Genomic DNA, 18,138 nt, shown 5'->3' with positions numbered 1-18,138 from the left:
ATTAAGGTTGATCTTTTTTTTTTTTTTGGTAACCGGGAATCTTATGGCTGCAAGCTTTTAATAGAGGTTATTCTTTGATGCGTAGGTGTCGGTTATGTATCTATGAAGTCTGTTTGTCCATATAATAGGTATTAATTTATCTAATTATTGTTTGTGTATCTGTTTGTGAGGTGTCTTTTGGTGGTACCTAAAAATGTGGATTATTATTTTTTAAGATTTTTAGTGGTCTTTGAAAAGGATTGGAATGCTATTTTACCTCTTCTCTGGGGTAATGTGATGTAGTGTTAGTGCTGGAGTAAAGCTTGGCTAGATCTTTTTTGATTATTTGCGTTGTGGTGGTTGTAGTTTTTTAAGAAAAAAAGAATACTGATTGCCGCATGTCTTGCCTATAATTACAGAAATTGATTTGGTGTTAAGTCTTTGTTTCTAGGGTGTTATGGTATTATGAAAAAAAGATTAATTTTTTTTTACAAAAACGCTTGTAGGTTTCAAAAGAGGGTGTATATTTGCAGCCGCTTAGGGAAACAACGATACGTAGCTAAGCGTTAAGAAATACAGAAATAAAAGTTCATTGACATATTGTAAGACAGCGTTTAATTACTGGAAACGGTAATTAAATAAATTGAATTAAAGAATTAGCTTAAAGAATATTAAGGGCTAGGATTCGGATGAATTAGATGTTGAATTAAGATGTTATATAATATTTACAAAACAACGATGAAGAGTTTGATCCTGGCTCAGGATGAACGCTAGCGGCAGGCCTAACACATGCAAGTCGAGGGGTAACAGGGAGCTTGCTCCGCTGACGACCGGCGCACGGGTGCGCAACGCGTATGCAATCTACCTCTTACTAAGGGATAGCCCAGAGAAATTTGGATTAATATCTTATGTGGTATATGACTGGCATCAGTTATATATTAAAGGTTACGGTAAGAGATGAGCATGCGTCCCATTAGTTAGTTGGTGTGGTAACGGCACACCAAGACTTCGATGGGTAGGGGTCCTGAGAGGGAGATCCCCCACACTGGTACTGAGACACGGACCAGACTCCTACGGGAGGCAGCAGTGAGGAATATTGGACAATGGACGGAAGTCTGATCCAGCCATGCCGCGTGTAGGAAGACTGCCCTATGGGTTGTAAACTACTTTTATACAGGAAGAATAAGATCTACGTGTAGATTGATGACGGTACTGTAAGAATAAGGACCGGCTAACTCCGTGCCAGCAGCCGCGGTAATACGGAGGGTCCGAGCGTTATCCGGAATTATTGGGTTTAAAGGGTCCGTAGGCGGGCTGTTAAGTCAGAGGTGAAATGCTGCGGCTCAACCGTATGCACTGCCTTTGATACTGGCGGTCTTGAGTTATAGTGAAGTGGCTAGAATAAGTAGTGTAGCGGTGAAATGCATAGATATTACTTAGAATACCGATTGCGAAGGCAGGTCACTAACTATACACTGACGCTGATGGACGAAAGCGTGGGTAGCGAACAGGATTAGATACCCTGGTAGTCCACGCCGTAAACGATGGATACTAGCTGTTCGGTTTTCGGACTGAGCGGCCAAGCGAAAGTGATAAGTATCCCACCTGGGGAGTACGTTCGCAAGAATGAAACTCAAAGGAATTGACGGGGGCCCGCACAAGCGGTGGAGCATGTGGTTTAATTCGATGATACGCGAGGAACCTTACCAGGGCTTAAATGTAGATTGACAGGTTTAGAGATAGACTTTTCTTCGGACAATTTACAAGGTGCTGCATGGTTGTCGTCAGCTCGTGCCGTGAGGTGTCAGGTTAAGTCCTATAACGAGCGCAACCCCTGTCGTTAGTTGCCAGCATGTAATGATGGGGACTCTAACGAGACTGCCGGTGCAAACCGTGAGGAAGGTGGGGATGACGTCAAATCATCACGGCCCTTACGTCCTGGGCCACACACGTGCTACAATGGCCGGTACAGAGAGCAGCCATCTGGCAACAGAGAGCGAATCTATAAAACCGGTCACAGTTCGGATCGGGGTCTGCAACTCGACCCCGTGAAGCTGGAATCGCTAGTAATCGGATATCAGCCATGATCCGGTGAATACGTTCCCGGGCCTTGTACACACCGCCCGTCAAGCCATGGAAGCCGGGAGTGCCTGAAGTCCGTCACCGTAAGGAGCGGCCTAGGGCAAGATCGGTAACTAGGGCTAAGTCGTAACAAGGTAGCCGTACCGGAAGGTGCGGCTGGAACACCTCCTTTCTAGAGAAAAACATCTCAACACTGAATACGAACGAGTTCTAGTCCTTGTATTTTTAAGTTATTAATTGTTCAAATTGCTGTCTTATAATTATGTTATTATAATATTGATAGAGTCTGTTAAAGGATTCGCTAAGTGAGAGTCTCATAGCTCAGCTGGTTAGAGCGCTACACTGATAATGTAGAGGTCGGCAGTTCGAGTCTGCCTGAGACTACAAGCTTAAATTTTGATTATTTATTTAATCAAGATACGTTCATTAAAATTGAAGGTACTATTAGTAGTATTCTTTGAAAGGAAATTTTAGAGGTTGAGTATAGCCGTTATAAGTACTGTTAACTAATAACTGTTAACTGATCACTAAAAGACGGGGGATTAGCTCAGCTGGCTAGAGCGCCTGCCTTGCACGCAGGAGGTCATCGGTTCGACTCCGATATTCTCCACAATCCCATCCTAGCCTTCCCTAAGGGAAGGAATAAGCACGAGTAAGTGCGCTCCCCCTTTGGGGGAGTAGGAGGGGGAAAAAGTTCATTGACATATTGGGACAAAGTGAATTACAATTATCTTCAGGGATATTGTAATCACAAGAAAACACAAATTTAAAAATAGAGTAAAGTACGATAGAGGTACTACTGTATTTATACAGTAGTAATTTATATAATAGCATAAAAAGGACTAGTGACAAGCTAGAAAAGGGCGTATGGGGGATGCCTAGGCTCTCAGAGGCGATGAAGGACGTGATAAGCTGCGAAAAGCTGCGGGGAGGTGCACACAACTTGTGATCCGCGGATATCCGAATGGGGCAACCTGTCTGGTTGAAGGCCAGTCGTGATCGTAAGATCAAGCAAACCCGGTGAACTGAAACATCTAAGTAGCCGGAGGAGGAGAAAACAAAAGTGATTCCGTTAGTAGTGGCGAGCGAACGCGGATTAGCCCAAACCAGTATTGTTTCGGCAATGCTGGGGTTGTAGGACCACGCTATTTGATGCGTAATGAATTAGAATTGTTTGGAAAGACAGACCGAAGAGGGTGATAGTCCCGTATAAGTAAAGATCGTTATTGATAGTGGTATCCTGAGTAGTGCGGGGCACGTGAAACCTTGTATGAATTTGCCGGGACCATCCGGTAAGGCTAAATACTCCTGAGAGACCGATAGTGAACCAGTTACCGTGAGGGAAAGGTGAAAAGAACCGTGAATAACGGAGTGAAAAAGATCCTGAAACCATACGCTTACAAGCGGTCGGAGCCTTTAGGGGTGACGGCGTGCCTTTTGCATAATGAGCCTACGAGTTACTTTTACTAGCAAGGTTAAGATTTTAAGGATCGGAGCCGTAGCGAAAGCGAGTCTGAATAGGGCGCCATAGTTAGTAGTAGTAGACGCGAAACCGTGTGATCTACCCATGGGCAGGTTGAAGCTTTGTTAACCCAAAGTGGAGGACCGAACCCGTTGACGTTGAAAAGTCTTGGGATGACCTGTGGGTAGGGGTGAAAGGCCAATCAAACTCGGAAATAGCTCGTACTCCCCGAAATGCATTTAGGTGCAGCGTTGTGATAGTTTTATAGAGGTAGAGCTACTGATTGGATGCGGGGGCTTCACCGCCTACCAATTCCTGACAAACTCCGAATGCTATAAAATGTTTCACAGCAGTGAGGGCATGGGTGCTAAGGTCCATGTCCGAGAGGGAAAGAACCCGGACCATCAGCTAAGGTCCCCAAGTGTATACTAAGTTGATATAACGCGGTGGAATTGCATTGACAGCCAGGATGTTGGCTTGGAAGCAGCCATTCATTTAAAGAGTGCGTAACAGCTCACTGGTCGAGCGATTCCGCATGGATAATAATCGGGCATAAGTATACCACCGAAGCTATGGCTTTTGTACTCGGTACAGAGGGGTAGGGGAGCATTCTATATGTGTTGAAGGTGATCTGTAAGGGTTGCTGGAACGTATAGAAACGAAAATGTAGGCATAAGTAACGATAATGCGGGCGAGAAACCCGCACGCCGAAAGACCAAGGTTTCCCCAGCTATGCTAATCAGCTGGGGGTCAGTCGGGACCTAACGCGAACCCGAAAGGGGTAGTGGATGGACAAGCAGTTAATATTCTGCTACCTGCTCACGCTAAAAGTGACGGGGATGTGGTGTTGGTGCGCGCTGACGGAATAGCGCGTTGAAGGGAGTGGTGACACCCCGATAGTACGACGAGGCTTCGGCCAAGTTGATAATCCAGCGTAACATCCTCCGAGAAAAACAAGTGAAGCAGCCCGTACCGTAAACCGACACAGGTGGTTGGGATGAGTATTCTAAGGCGCTCGAGAGATTCATGGCTAAGGAACTAGGCAAAATAGACCCGTAACTTCGGGAGAAGGGTCGCCCACCTTCGGGTGGGCCGCAGTGAAGAGGTCCAGGCGACTGTTTATCAAAAACACAGGGCTCTGCAAAATCGAAAGATGAAGTATAGGGCCTGACACCTGCCCGGTGCTGGAAGGTTAAGAGGAGATGTTAGTTTCGGCGAAGCATTGAATTGAAGCCCCAGTAAACGGCGGCCGTAACTATAACGGTCCTAAGGTAGCGAAATTCCTTGTCGGGTAAGTTCCGACCTGCACGAATGGTGCAACGATCTGGACACTGTCTCGGCCATGAGCTCGGTGAAATTGTAGTATCGGTGAAGATGCCGGTTACCCGCAGTGGGACGAAAAGACCCCGTGCACCTTTACTATAGCTTCGTATTGGTTCTGGGTAAGTAATGTGTAGGATAGCTGGGAGACTTTGAAGCGGCGTCGCCAGGCGTTGTGGAGTCATTGTTGAAATACCAGCCTTTGCTTATCTAGGGCCTAACCCTAAAACTAGGGAACAGTGCGTGGTGGGTAGTTTGACTGGGGTGGTCGCCTCCAAAAGAGTAACGGAGGCTTCTAAAGGTACCCTCAGCACGGTTGGTAATCGTGCGTAGAGTGCAATGGCACAAGGGTGCTTGACTGAGAGGCATACAGGCCGAACAGGTTGGAAACAAGAGCATAGTGATCCGGTGGTTCCGCATGGAAGGGCCATCGCTCAAAGGATAAAAGGTACGCCGGGGATAACAGGCTGATCTCCCCCAAGAGCTCATATCGACGGGGGGGTTTGGCACCTCGATGTCGGCTCGTCACATCCTGGGGCTGGAGAAGGTCCCAAGGGTTGGGCTGTTCGCCCATTAAAGTGGCACGCGAGCTGGGTTCAGAACGTCGTGAGACAGTTCGGTCTCTATCTACTGCGGGCGTTAGAAATTTGCGTGGATCTGACTCTAGTACGAGAGGACCGAGTTGGACTGACCTCTGGTGCACCAGTTGTTCCGCCAGGAGCATTGCTGGGTAGCTATGTCGGGATTGGATAAGCGCTGAAAGCATATAAGCGCGAAACCAGCCACAAGATGAGATTTCTTTAAAGGGCCGTGGGAGATGACCACGTTGATAGGCTATAGGTAGAAGGGCAGTAATGTCTGTAGCCAAGTAGTACTAATAGCCCATAGGCTTGCACAACTTGCCCCCTTTCATTAGGGGGCGGACTTCCTTTTTACATTAGATAAGCCGTAAATCGTAGCTTACTTTAATTATATACATGTGTTTTATGTGAGTGGTTATACCACCCATTTTGTCCCTTTAATATGTTAGCGATATTAGGTGCTAAACTTTAGTTTAGTACAAAGATTTAAGGTGACCATGGCGATAGGGTCCACCCCTTACCATTCCGAACAGGGAAGTTAAGCCTATCAGCGCCGATGGTACTGCTATACCAAGTGGGAGAGTAGGTCGTCGCCTTTTTTTAATCAAGTCCTCAATAGAAATATTGAGGACTTTTTTTGTTTATACCTGTTTGTTAACACACTATGGCGTCCGATGAATACGGATATTATAGTATGTAAGCTTAACTCCCTTGGTACTTATTTTTACTATCCTTGAAAATTAGGGAATAGCGCATATCAAGTGTTTCTTTAAGGCCTCATAGTAAGAGCCTAACAATGATTAATTGGCAGTTGTAGTAGGTAAACACTTATTGATCTTAGCCTACCTGTTGTAGTTTACCTCAAGTATGACCTAAGTATTTCTTAAAGCTGCATGCGCACTACTACCCATTCTTGCTCATTAGGGATCAAGGAATATTCTTGGGGAGTGACATAAATTAGGCATATAATTTTGTTAGTCTAAACAAGAAAAACTTAACATCTCTTACGCCTCTAATCATCGTCCTGAACTCTTTAATTTTAGCATTAAAGGATTCCGCGGAAGCATTGGTGCTCCTGTTATTAAAATAGTTCAAAATCGGTTTGTAATGCATTTGTATAGATCTTGCAATAGTGTTGAACGACTTAAAATTTGAGTTTTCTACTTCGTTATACCACTGTGCCAATTTTAGTCTTGCTACATCCTTATTCGTATTATTTTCATAGATATAGCTTAATGCTTGGGCCAACTTATAGGCTTTTTCAATAGTTGGGTAAAGTCGAAACAATATTTCCGCTCTTTCTATTTGTCCTGCAGTCCATTTGGTCTTTGGTTTAAATAATACATATCGACTTCTGGCCAGCAACTGTCTATGGGTATCTCCGTTAGCGAGAAGTTCTGGTCTATGTGTTTTTTCTGTTTTTCGAGCTTCTTCAATGGCTTTGTTTTCTATTTCTATAACTTCCCATCTTAATCGGATACGTTCTTCTTGGACTGCTTCTGAGGCTAATTTTTGAACATGGAATCTATCGGTCACGATCTCTGTTCTGGGGAAACATTTTTTAGCGATCAAATTCATATTTCCAGCCATATCGACAGTAACTTCTTTGACTATATTTCGTCTTTCCACAGGGATTTTATTAAGCACACTGATGACGTCATCCGCTTTGGTTCCCTTGATAATGGCCACTATGCTACCTTTCTTTCCGTTAGCGCCTTTATTGGTTAGAATCGTGTAGAGTTCACCGTTGGACAAAGAGGTTTCATCTAAACTTAAATAGTAACGGATCAAGGAATATTCTTGGGGAGTGAGATAAATTAGGCATATAATTTTGTTAGTCTAAACAAGAAAAACTTAACATCTCTTACGCCTCTAAACATCGTCCTGAACTCTTTAATTTTAGCATTAAAGGATTCCGCGGAAGCATTGGTGCTCCTGTTATTAAAATAGTTCAAAATTGGTTTGTAATGCATTTGTATAGACCTTGCAATGGTGTTGAACGACTTAAAATTTGAGTTTTCTACTTCGTTATACCACTGTGCCAATTTTAGTCTTGCTACATCCTTATTCGTATTATTTTCATAGATATAGCTTAATGCTTGGGCCAACTTATAGGCTTTTTCAATAGTTGGGTAAAGTCGAAACACTATTTCCGCTCTTTCTATTTGTCCTGCAGTCCATTTGGTCTTTGGTTTAAATAATACATATCGACTTCTGGCCAGCAACTGTCTATGGGTATCTCCGTTTTCGAGAAGTTCTGGTCTATGTGTTTTTTCTGTTTTTCGAGCTTCTTCAATGGCTTTGTTTTCTATTTCTATAACTTCCCATCTTAATCGGATACGTTCTTCTTGGACTGCTTCTGAGGCTAATTTTTGAACATGGAATCTATCGGTCACGATCTCTGTTCTGGGGAAACATTTTTTAGCGATCAAATTCATATTTCCAGCCATATCGACAGTAACTTCTTTGACTATATTTCGTCTTTCCACAGGGATTTTATTAAGCACACTGATGACGTCATCCGCTTTGGTTCCCTTGACAATGGCCACTATGCTACCTTTCTTTCCGTTAGCGCCTTTATTGGTTAGAATCGTGTAGAGTTCACCGTTGGACAAAGAGGTTTCATCTAAACTTAAATAGTAACCTAAATTTTTTCCAAAGAGCAACCACTTTTGTGAATGTTCCTTTTGGGGCCAATCCTTGAAGTCGCTAAGATGGTTTTTGTAGTGATACTGTAGGGCTTTGCCATTAATTTTATAATAGTCGCCAAACCGTTTAGCGCTTACGGCATGATTGTCAAGCGATACCTTTTAAAAAAGAGGCAAATTCGCTGGTTATCCGAGTGCCTTTAGCTATTAAACCCCAATCTCTTTTTATAATTTGTCCCGTATCCATAAGAGTCCAGCGCCTACGCTTTATATGGAGCAGTACCGATTTACCTCTTAGAGGGAAGTCCTCAACTGTTATCTCCGGTAAGAAGCCTTTGGAATGGGCTAATTCTGTTTGGTGCTCTTTGGGTAGCACGTTCTTTTCTTCTAAGTAAAAATGAACCTTACCTTCTGATGATTGATGGCTTACAATTTCAAAGTAATCCAATACGCCTTCCGGCAACAAATACCGCACTAATTCTATATCCAAAATCTAAACACTTTTTTGTCAAAGATAAAGTTTCTCCCCAAGTTTTACGTTTGACCCATAGTAACCTAAATTTTTTCCAAAGAGCAACCACTTTTGTGAATGTTCCTTTTGGGGCCAATCCTTGAAGTCGCTAAGATGGTTTTTGTAGTGATACTGTAGGGCTTTGCCATTAATTTTATAATAGTCGCCAAACCGTTTAGCGCTTACGGCATGATTGTCAAGCGATACCTTTTAAAAAAGAGGCAAATTCGCTGGTTATCCGAGTGCCTTTTGCTATTAAACCCCAATCTCTTTTTATAATTTTTCCCGTATCCATAAGAGTCCAGCGCCTACGCTTTATATGGAGCAGTACCGATTTACCTCTTAGAGGGAAGTCCTCAACTGTTATCTCCGGTAAGAAGCCTTTGGAATGGGCTAATTCTGTTTGGTGCTCTTTGGGTAGCACGTTCTTTTCTTCTAAGTAAAAATGAACCTTACCTTCTGATGATTGATGGCTTACAATTTCAAAGTAATCCAATACGCCTTCCGGCAACAAATACCGCACTAATTCTATATCCAAAATCTAAACACTTTTTTGTCAAAGATAAAGTTTCTCCCCAAGTTTTACGTTTGACCCCTCATTAGCATGGTATCTGACCATTTCTTCAAATCCTACGGCTTTATGCGCCTCCATAGATCTGCTATTTAAAGCATCTATTTCTGTTATAATACTGTCATAATCATGCTTCAATTCATTTTTCATGTGTGTATATAGCCCCCGGAAAGCTCCTTGCTTTCTATGATTCTTAGATACACAAATTTGCCCCATAAGCATGTATTTTTCTTCTGTAGCTATCAATGGATCAATAACGTCAAACATGGGCTTAAGAACGTCAATTTTATCCTTAAATGAGGGGTGCATACTCATGGCGTACCCCGCTAGGTTTCCTTGTTCATCTATGGCTATCGTATGTGGACAAACATCATTCATTTCTTTTAAAAGTTCAAAAGAATGTTCAACGGTAAGAAAGCCTTCTGCCAATTTTTCTTCGTTTGAGACGTTACGGTAGAGGTTTGCTTGCTGTAAAACTAATATTTGTGTTAGTTCTTCGGTGGTTTTTGATGTTGTATAGGTGATTTTCATGGAAAATTTTATGATTTAGATCATATAAAAATAACATATCCTTAAAATGGCTGGTATTCTTCAATAAATTAATGTGATAAAAACATGATAGTTGTTAGTTTTTTGAGGTATTCTTTTCAAAGCCAAAAATAAAATGTGATGTTGGTAAATGTGCTAAAAATACATCTGATAGAGCACTTTAACCGTATATCTTTGCGTTATAACGATGAAATATCTTCTTTTTAGACAAATCCCAAGTCTGTCTGTAAAGAAAAACCTACAAAATTAATTAAAATGAATCGAAGTATGTTGAGTACCGTATTGATGGCGGTGTGCCTCCTTTTTTCTGGAGTTTCTTGTAAAAAAGATTCCGAATTTACCGAAACTGTATTACTTGCTGAAGAAGAAGTAATTATTGATGTTGAAAATGCTATCGTAATCCCTGTAGATTTTGATTGGACCACAATTCCTGATGAATATAAGGATGCGGTATGGGATATTCAATTTGATTTTGACCTTAATGGCGAAACCATTGTTTTACCAGAAAATGTTACCTTATATTTTACTGGGGGATCATTAAGTAATGGAACGGTTACTGGTGATGGTACTAGTACTATTGTTTCAAAAACAAAATACCAGGTGTTTGATACTGTAGATTTAGCAGGAACTTTTGTAGAAGAACAGTATTTAATGCCCTATTGGTTTGGTGCGGTTATGAATGGTATTACGGATGATCGTGATGTTTTTGTAGCAACTTTGGCTCAAGCACATGCCGTATCTGCGCGGGTAATGGTAGACAAAAATATGTTCTTAGATGTTGAAGAAACGGGAACCAAATCTATTTTCTTAGAAGATAACACTTGGATAGAAGGAAAGAATGATGCCAATATTATTATTAATAATATGTTATCACCTGCATTTTACATGGCTTTGGTTAAAGATATTACGATTAAAAATGTCACTTTTTTATATGACAATACCTATGATGCATCTTACGACTGGTCTTCAAATAATGATATTACGCTTAATCAATTGCAATTAAGGTCTTATTTAGTAACTACTAAAAATATTGTTTTTGAATCTACTAATCCTATTTTTAGAGGTTCATCTGCCTTCCATAGTTTGTTTTCTTTGGAGGCGTGTAGTGGTGTCTTATTTGAAGATGTGAATATTAAAGCTAAAGGAGACACAGCGAATACATTCATTCAATTTGTTATAAAATTTAAGGAACAGTATGTAGCAAATCAAACTACAAGCGGAGAAGCCAATGGAATAACGGCTATACCAGAAGATATTGTCATTAACAATATGACAATGGATGGGATATTAATGGGACTTCAAGGAAATGTAGCTAATTTATCTATTGATAACCTAGAATCCTACCGATACTCCGATATGCAAAATGAAGATGGTAGTAATCTTGGGGGTAATGTGGGTGATGAAATATATAGGTTTCCGCCTCCACATTTAATGTATTTTAATACAGATTTTTCTGTTCATGATCTTTTCCCTAATAATATTCAAATTACAAATACAATAGATCACGGTGAATATGTGGGTACTACTGAGACAAGAGGAGAAAGTGGCTATTGTCATTCCTTAAAATTAATAGGTAGAGTAGAAAATGTATTGGTTGATAATTATGCGTCTTACCGGAGAGATGGTTTGGGTGATTTGGGTGATATAACGAATGGTGTATTTAAAAATATGTATGCTGAAAATACTTCAGATATATTTGACCCTACTTTAAAGTTTAGCTCTTTGCGTTTTGTTGGACCTTTAACGAGTACAATTTTTGAAAATATTACACTTAAGGATAATGCTGATATAGCCGAAATTTATCCAATGGATTTTGCAACTGGAGATGATGTTACTTGGGATAATATTCAGGTATTTGTTAAGGAGTTGAATACAGATGATGGCGGTTTTTTTGGAATATTTGGTTCGGATAATACTATTGTTAATTCTGGTTTGACTATTGAGAAACATTCTTCTACACAATTAAATAGAGGTATCATCTATCATGATCAAGAGACTTTGGCAAATGGAGCAAACAATCATTATGAGGTAAGCGTAACTGGCTGGCGTTCCATAGATGATAATTATCGAGAGGAGAATTGTAGAATATTATTTGCCAATTCAGAAAACACGAATACGAACTATGCAAAAGTTATTGATGTTGATAATAATTATATTATTGAACAGATAAACAGTGTTGAACAAGATCAATGGACACGTACAGAGGTAATTGATTTAGGAGCAGGAACTAGCCAGTTATTAGAAATAAATATTCCTAGAGGCTTAACGGTACAGCATGTAAGTGCAAATACTTTAGAAGGTTTGGCTTCTGGAGTTGAAGTGACTATAGGGACAAGTAGTTTGCTTAAAGATAATTTGATGGGAGCTGTGTCTAAGACAACAGGTTTGGTTACTAAAGTAGTAAATGAAGTAATTGCTGATTCAGGAGATAGGGCTGTGTATTTGTATGCGAATGGAGGTTTTCAGAATACAGGGAAAATTGAAGTGACCTTGGAACTAGTGCGAGGAACGCAATATTAATATAAAAGAAGTAATTTAAGTTTATGACTTCCACCTTATTTTTTCTTGGCTGATAGGTATTTGTGTGACTACTTTATTTGGTTCTTGATTATTTACAATTGTAGAACCTACTGTAATCACCGTATCTGTGCCAATGGTAACATTAGGGCCAATAAAGCAACAGGCACCTACCCAAGAACCATCTTTTAACGTAATTGGGCCATTTCTATAGGGCATTGCAGGGTTGCGGAAATCATGGTTTCCTCCGCATAAAAAGCTGCGTTGTGAAATACAAACATGATTGCCAATGGTTAATAACTCAAAATTGAGTAAAAAGGCTTCTTCTCCAATCCATACATGATCGCCTACCTTCAGTTTCCATGGGAAATGGATATTAACTCTAGGTTTGATAACCACACCGATCCCGATTTCTGCACCAAATTGCTTTAATAACCATACCTTTAATGCACTTGGGTAAGGTAAAGCACTTAAGAAAAAGAAAACTTTAATGATGTACCAAAATAGTTCTTTCATCCGACTTGCTCCACGGTTTAAACCTAGTGTGGAGTCAAAATCATTTAACTGTACCTTTGAGTTAAAATTGTCCATTTTAATTTGTCTTTAATCCGGCAAGTAGCGATTTAGCCCCTTGTGCTATTGTAAATTTTGTTGCATATACTTTTTGGGCATTTTCGCTCATTTTAGATTTTTCTGAGGGAGCCAATGCTAACCATTGTTTTAAAAGCGTATAGGTGTCTGCTTCGGTATCATTTTGAACAAATCCTCCGTTTTCAGAAGTAATTTCGCGCCATATGTTTACTTTATCGCTAATTAATACAGGTTTGCTACAAGCTAAGGCTTCTACGACAGCGATACCAAAATTTTCTTGATGACTGGGTAAAATGAAAGCTTCACTTTCATAAAAAGCACCCCATTTGGCATCACCCGAAAGCATTCCTGGAAATAATATGTTGGAAGAGGTTGATGCTAATTTTAATAGTTCTTTACCGTATGCTTCATCTAACCCAGGTCCTGCAATAATTAGCTGAGGTAATGAATTTAATTCTTTTTCTAATTTCAAATAGGATTTAATTAACAAGTCAACTCCTTTTTTAGTATGAATTCTACTTAAGAAGATTAAAAAAGGTTTAGTATTCCATTCTGGTACTTTTTCTAGCAATACCTTTTTCATGGAATCTGTATAATGCGGTGGTGCTTGAATGCCATACCCTACATTAATTTCACGTTGCGGTTTATAATTTGGGAAGGTAGTTCGTGCCAATAGTAGTTCCTCCTCACAAGTAAATAATATACCATCTGCTTTATTGATTACGTTATTTTCAAAAAGCTTCCAATACACATCATTTCGCAAAGCTTTTAGCTTTCTTTCTTTTGCTTTTTGAAAATAAGGATCTAGCATACCATGTGGCATAGCGTAAACTTTGGGCGAAATGGTATTTTCTTTTCTATACTTTAGAATAGCCTTAATAGTCCCATGACTATGATAAGTCCATAGACCATGAATTATGACCACATCAAACCTTTGAAAGTTTGATAAAAGCCAAGGGATTAAATTTTTATGATATTTCCAAGGTGTGGTACTTGATCCTAAAGTGTGAATAGGAAAGGGGTCTTTAATCCCATAATCAGAAATAGTTTCATCTAAACAAACTACCTCATTTTTAACACCGAGTTTTTCTAATTCGGGAATAGAATTACGGATTCCTTGACAAGGTCCTCCTTGTTTTGGATGCATACTGGATATTACGCGAAGTATTTTCATAAGCGAATAGTTTAATTTTTTTTAGGCAATAAACCCTGATTTTCTATGAAAATATTTGGCCGTTGTATCAATTGATTTTATAGGTTTAGCAGAAACTCCTGCATATAACATATGTTCATCAGTAAAGGATTTGTTTAAAAGAGATTTTGCACCTAAAACAGAAAATGAGGGTAAGGTAGAACCGCCTAAGATTACACAGTTTGTGCCAACAAAACAATAATCTCCTATTTTAATGGGAAAACTATCTTGTATGTTTTTATAGATATCTACAGAATGGGTTAAGAATTGTGTGTTGTAACCTGCAATAGTAGTGAAGTCACCAATTTCTACAACATTGGTACAGTCTATATGGTGGTTTTTAGTAATTGAAGTTTCTTTCCCTACTATTAATTGGCTTTTTCTATCTAGCTGATGTTGAAAATGTTTTGATCCAACCTTTTGTGGAAATCCAGTAATCCAGTTAGAACGATTTATTGATGAGTTTTCTTTTAGAAAAATTGTATCTAGGTTGATGGCTACAGTAAAGTGATTGATGCGACTTCCTTTTTCCATAATTAAATTTTTAGGAAAGATATAGGCGAGTCCTATTTTTGCAGTAGGATCTATTTTGTAATTCCAGAATTTAACAAGAAGAAATCGTTTAATTTTCCAAGGCATTGGAATAATTAAAATATTTAGAATTTTTTTCATTTTTCAATTAGTTCATTGTACAAAGTGGCGTACTGATTGGTGATTGTTGATAATTTGTATTTTTCTACGTTTTTTATACCTTGTTGAATTATTTCTTCACGAAAAACAGCATTGGTAATAATATCTTCATACGCATTCTTGATCGATGTTATATCTGTAGGCTCAACTAAAACAGCACCACCGCCAGCTACTTGATTCATGGGAGGTATATTTGAGGTAACTACAATTCTGCCTACCGCTTGCCCTTCAATAATAGGCATTCCAAAACCTTCAAAAAGTGAAGGGAAATTCACGATATCACAATTTTCATACTCCATTACAATTTCTTCATTTGTCAAGTTAAAGGCATTGGAGAAATCGGTTTTACATTCTTGTAATAATTGACTGTTTTTCTCGCTTAGTTTTCCTATAATACGTAAATGACAGGAAATATTTTCTAGCGCTTGTATGGTTCTCGCTAAGTTCTTTCGTTCCATCTTACCACCAATATGGAGAATCACAGGTTTTACCTTATTAAATTTCTTTGGCTTTAATGTGAAATCTGGCGATACTGGGTTTGGGATAATGCTATATTGATTTTGAGCTAAATTAATCTCATTTAGCACCTGCTGTTGTGCAAATTCTGAAATAAAAACGACCTTTTCGGCTCTTGTTAAAGAATCGATATACAGAATTTTCCAAAGCTTTTTTTTGATCCCTGATAAATAGGAGTAGTACATGATATCATGTACTGTAACTACCGTTTTGGATGTATTTAAAAAATAAAGCAGGTAATGAGCATCACCAGTGATATGGTTAATGTCTAGTTGTTTTTTCCTTGCGAACATTCCGTTTTTGAAAATTGCAGGAATATTTGATTTTGGGTTAGGTAAAAAAGTCTCTTCTGTTTCGAATACTTTTTTAACCCCTAAGTTAACCGTTTGAAAAACGCGTTGAATAGAAAAACCCACTTTAGGATGCCTGAAAAAATAGTTAATTCTCATATGTGTCTTTATGGTTTCTTTTAGTTAGCTCAAAAAGGATAAAACTGTAATAACGACAGTTTATATACGTAGCTTGCCCCATGCTAGATCTTTAAAACATGGACCTTGGCTAGCCTCAGAAAATTTAATATCATTACTATAGCCATTCCACTCCATTACAATTGGTGTATTTTGAGCATCTACACAGAGGTCCCAGCCTATAGCTCGTACCATAGGCATATTTTGATGTAAGTTCAAGACCAAATCTTTACATGCTTTGAAATTTGGAATTTGTTTCGCTTCAAATTGTTCTTGTGTGTCTGGATGGTGTAAAATTTGATGCCAATTAGGGAGATATCCTAAAGCATCAAGTGTACCATTTTTCATGTCAATTGGAATCCGAATATGTTCATTTGTAGTGACATACTTATTTTTATTCCGACCTAGACGAAGATATGCAGCTCGTAAGCTAATTTTAGCATCATTATCTATCACTGTCGTCAAGCGGATGGTAGCAACTGAATCTGGGGTGAATGCATTAAAAAATTCATGTTGCTGTATAAATCTTTGGATCACGCCATTTCCTAATTTAGCAATTAGAGTAGGGTTAAAATCTTTTTTGTGAAATACATGAATGCCTTTTCCTTGAAAGGATTGATCTAGTTTATAGATAATTTTATCTGTTTGTGAAAATAATAATTTACCTATATTCTCTTTTTGAATTGTTTTATAATTAGAATCAAACCACACGCCATTAATATAATATCCTAAATCTGGACTTATTTCATGTTGAAATAGTCGGTTAGTTAAAGGTTTTAAAAAGGAAACCTTTCCATAGTCTCCTTGAATTTTCTGAATGACCACTTTGCCGTAAAAATTATCGGGAATCCAACCTTCTTTAAAATCTCCGGTAAAATGGCTGTATACATAAAGCCAAGGTGCAAATTTTTTTGAACCCAAGATTTCTACAGCATATTCATCTGCTCTTTTTTTTAATACCGAAGGGAATTTGCCTTTTTCTTGAACGAGACTATTTAGAGATTTGGTTGCAATTTTATTAGAATAGTAATGGTAACGATACCTGTCGTACTTTTCTAAACGTTCTTTGATTGATTTTTTCAGTAAACTCATTATACTAAGGAAAAGTAGCTTTACTTTAAATAACTTACGATTAAAGGAGTTTTTCTGCCTACTTGTTGTATTTTTTGTACTTCTTTGGGATAAACTTTAATTTCTGATCGCGAACGTTGAATAATTAATTCTGCCATATCCTGAATTTCTTTACTGTGGTTATGATGACCCCTTGGAACATATTCCATAGAAACCGAATAATCTGCATCTTGCCGTAATTGTATTTCCTTAAAATTCTTCATATGCCCATTAAACATGGCCATTAAATGTTCGCCGCGTATTCTCAAACCAGAAGGTGTTTGGATATTATGTGCTTGTCTCCCCCGTACGTTCTCCATTAAAGGAAGTTGTTTTCCACAACTACACATTTCATCTATAAATCTTCCTTCATCACCAATATCGTAACGGATCAAAGGAAAGGCATAATTTGTCAAATCTGTTAATAAGATTCTTCCCGTGGTATTTGGGGGTACCGGTTGGTTTTCTTTATCAACAAATTCTATATGAACCGTATCCTGCATAATATGTAAGCCTTTTTGGGCTGGGCATTCTGCTGCAATTAACATAATTTCTGTATTTCCATATTGATCGCATACGGGAGCGCCAAAAGCTTTCTCCATTAATTCTCGCTGTTCTTCAAACAGGGGGGCAGAAGTAACCCAAACCATTTTTGGAGGATTTATTTTTATATTATTGTCTAGTAGATATAGCGCAAATTCAAAAACAACATCTACATAGCCTTGCAATAAGGTAGGTTTTATGCGGTTGAAATCATTAACGAATTTCTCCAAGTGCTCTTTGCTAGGATTTGCGGCTGCTAAAAAAATCCGCTTCGTAGGCCACCAAAGTAAAGAATTTCTTAATCGTTCAGAGAAAGGCCTTTTATAGCGATAGATAAATGCTTGATTTTCCCAAGGTTGAATCCCCCACCATTGTAATATCCGCCATCGAATAGGTGTCTCGGGATGTCTTAAATCTCGTAGAATAGATACAGGGTGGCCCGTACTTCCTGAGGTACTCATTTTCTTACTATTTATTGAAGCGATATCTTTTACTTTAATACTTTCAAAGTTTTCGACTAATTCCGCTCTGGTTAAGGGTGGAATTTTTAAAAATTCTTCTCTAGACTGAAGTCCATTTTTTGATAAGCTTAATTTTGCATATTTTTTTGTGTAAAATTCTGAATGTGTTACCGCATGTTTAAAAAGCTCTTGGCGCTTTTTAAAATTGTAAGCCTCTAAATTTGGTTCCTTTAGCGTGTTTTTGGTTTTTTGATGTAAGCGGTTTAGTTTTGGATTTAAAATTTTTGTTTTAAACGAAAAAACTGCTTTAGCTAAGCTATTCCCCATATGTTATTCGTTTTATATAAT

The 18,138-nt window shown here is 38.7% G+C and carries 12 protein-coding genes, 2 tRNA genes and 3 rRNA genes; 6 read left to right on the top strand and 11 right to left on the bottom strand.

The genetic code is table 11. The annotated features are described in order from the left end of the window. The first annotated feature begins 714 nt into the window (after positions 1-714). From CELAL_RS05715 to rrf, 5 genes are all read left to right on the top strand, one after another. A 16S ribosomal RNA gene (locus CELAL_RS05715) occupies positions 715-2,233 on the top strand. A gap of 138 nt (positions 2,234-2,371) precedes the next feature. Beyond that, positions 2,372-2,445: transfer RNA gene (locus CELAL_RS05710), tRNA-Ile, on the top strand. 152 nt (positions 2,446-2,597) lie between these two features. Next, a tRNA-Ala gene (locus CELAL_RS05705) sits at positions 2,598-2,671 on the top strand. A gap of 235 nt (positions 2,672-2,906) precedes the next feature. Next, a 23S ribosomal RNA gene (locus CELAL_RS05700) occupies positions 2,907-5,741 on the top strand. A gap of 170 nt (positions 5,742-5,911) precedes the next feature. Next, positions 5,912-6,023: ribosomal RNA gene (gene rrf, locus CELAL_RS05695) — 5S ribosomal RNA — on the top strand. Together the 16S, 23S and 5S rRNA genes with 2 tRNA genes alongside form the textbook arrangement of a ribosomal RNA operon. Before the next feature lie 358 nt (positions 6,024-6,381). Here rrf and CELAL_RS05690 read toward each other — a convergent pair. From CELAL_RS05690 to CELAL_RS05670, 5 genes are all read right to left on the bottom strand, one after another. Next, entirely contained in the window at positions 6,382-7,215 is an 834-nt protein-coding gene (locus CELAL_RS05690; protein WP_245529679.1) for an ISAon1 family transposase, read from the bottom strand. A gap of 26 nt (positions 7,216-7,241) precedes the next feature. After that, complete coding sequence (locus CELAL_RS05685) at positions 7,242-8,177, bottom strand: ISAon1 family transposase (RefSeq protein WP_041557566.1); 936 nt, start codon at positions 8,175-8,177, stop codon at positions 7,242-7,244. A gap of 43 nt (positions 8,178-8,220) precedes the next feature. Beyond that, positions 8,221-8,562, bottom strand: coding sequence for an ISAon1 family transposase N-terminal region protein (locus CELAL_RS05680; RefSeq protein WP_013548880.1), 342 nt, complete (start codon positions 8,560-8,562; stop codon positions 8,221-8,223). A 217-nt stretch (positions 8,563-8,779) separates the two neighbouring features. Further along, positions 8,780-9,121, bottom strand: coding sequence for an ISAon1 family transposase N-terminal region protein (locus CELAL_RS05675; protein WP_013548878.1), 342 nt, complete (start codon positions 9,119-9,121; stop codon positions 8,780-8,782). Positions 9,122-9,139: 18 nt separating this feature from the next. Next, the gene (locus tag CELAL_RS05670) at positions 9,140-9,685 is read right to left on the bottom strand and encodes a GNAT family N-acetyltransferase (RefSeq protein WP_013549951.1); all 546 of its coding nucleotides are present in this window, start codon (positions 9,683-9,685) and stop codon (positions 9,140-9,142) included. Between the two features lie 273 nt (positions 9,686-9,958). Between CELAL_RS05670 and CELAL_RS05665 the strand changes: the two genes are divergently transcribed. Further along, complete coding sequence (locus CELAL_RS05665; protein ID WP_148229657.1) at positions 9,959-12,223, top strand: hypothetical protein; 2,265 nt, start codon at positions 9,959-9,961, stop codon at positions 12,221-12,223. A gap of 21 nt (positions 12,224-12,244) precedes the next feature. Here the strand turns inward: CELAL_RS05665 and CELAL_RS05660 are convergent, their stop codons facing one another. The 6 genes from CELAL_RS05660 to CELAL_RS05635 are packed head-to-tail and all read right to left on the bottom strand — an operon-like array spanning position 12,245 to position 18,117. Then, positions 12,245-12,811, bottom strand: coding sequence for a WcaF family extracellular polysaccharide biosynthesis acetyltransferase (locus CELAL_RS05660; protein WP_013549949.1), 567 nt, complete (start codon positions 12,809-12,811; stop codon positions 12,245-12,247). Position 12,812: 1 nt separating this feature from the next. Beyond that, positions 12,813-13,985 carry a glycosyltransferase gene (locus CELAL_RS05655; RefSeq protein ID WP_013549948.1) on the bottom strand — a complete coding sequence of 391 codons (1,173 nt, stop codon included), beginning with the start codon at positions 13,983-13,985 and terminating at the stop codon, positions 12,813-12,815. Between the two features lie 21 nt (positions 13,986-14,006). Continuing rightward, on the bottom strand, positions 14,007-14,675 hold the full coding sequence (locus CELAL_RS05650; protein ID WP_013549947.1) for an acyltransferase: 669 nt from the start codon (positions 14,673-14,675) through the stop codon (positions 14,007-14,009). After that, a complete protein-coding gene (locus CELAL_RS05645; protein WP_013549946.1) occupies positions 14,672-15,658 on the bottom strand; it encodes a glycosyltransferase family 4 protein in 987 nt (328 codons plus the stop codon). The genes CELAL_RS05650 and CELAL_RS05645 overlap by 4 nt, the downstream gene beginning before the upstream one ends. A 60-nt stretch (positions 15,659-15,718) precedes the next feature. After that, positions 15,719-16,768, bottom strand: coding sequence for a sugar-transfer associated ATP-grasp domain-containing protein (locus tag CELAL_RS05640; protein ID WP_013549945.1), 1,050 nt, complete (start codon positions 16,766-16,768; stop codon positions 15,719-15,721). Positions 16,769-16,788: 20 nt separating this feature from the next. Then, complete coding sequence (locus tag CELAL_RS05635; protein WP_013549944.1) at positions 16,789-18,117, bottom strand: phenylacetate--CoA ligase family protein; 1,329 nt, start codon at positions 18,115-18,117, stop codon at positions 16,789-16,791. Positions 18,118-18,138 lie beyond the last annotated feature (21 nt).

Origin of the sequence: Cellulophaga algicola DSM 14237, assembly GCF_000186265.1 — a bacterium.
Classification (GTDB): domain Bacteria; phylum Bacteroidota; class Bacteroidia; order Flavobacteriales; family Flavobacteriaceae; genus Cellulophaga; species Cellulophaga algicola.
The sequence above is the reverse complement of the archived record's forward strand: the minus strand, read 5'-3'. Positions and strand labels throughout refer to the sequence as shown.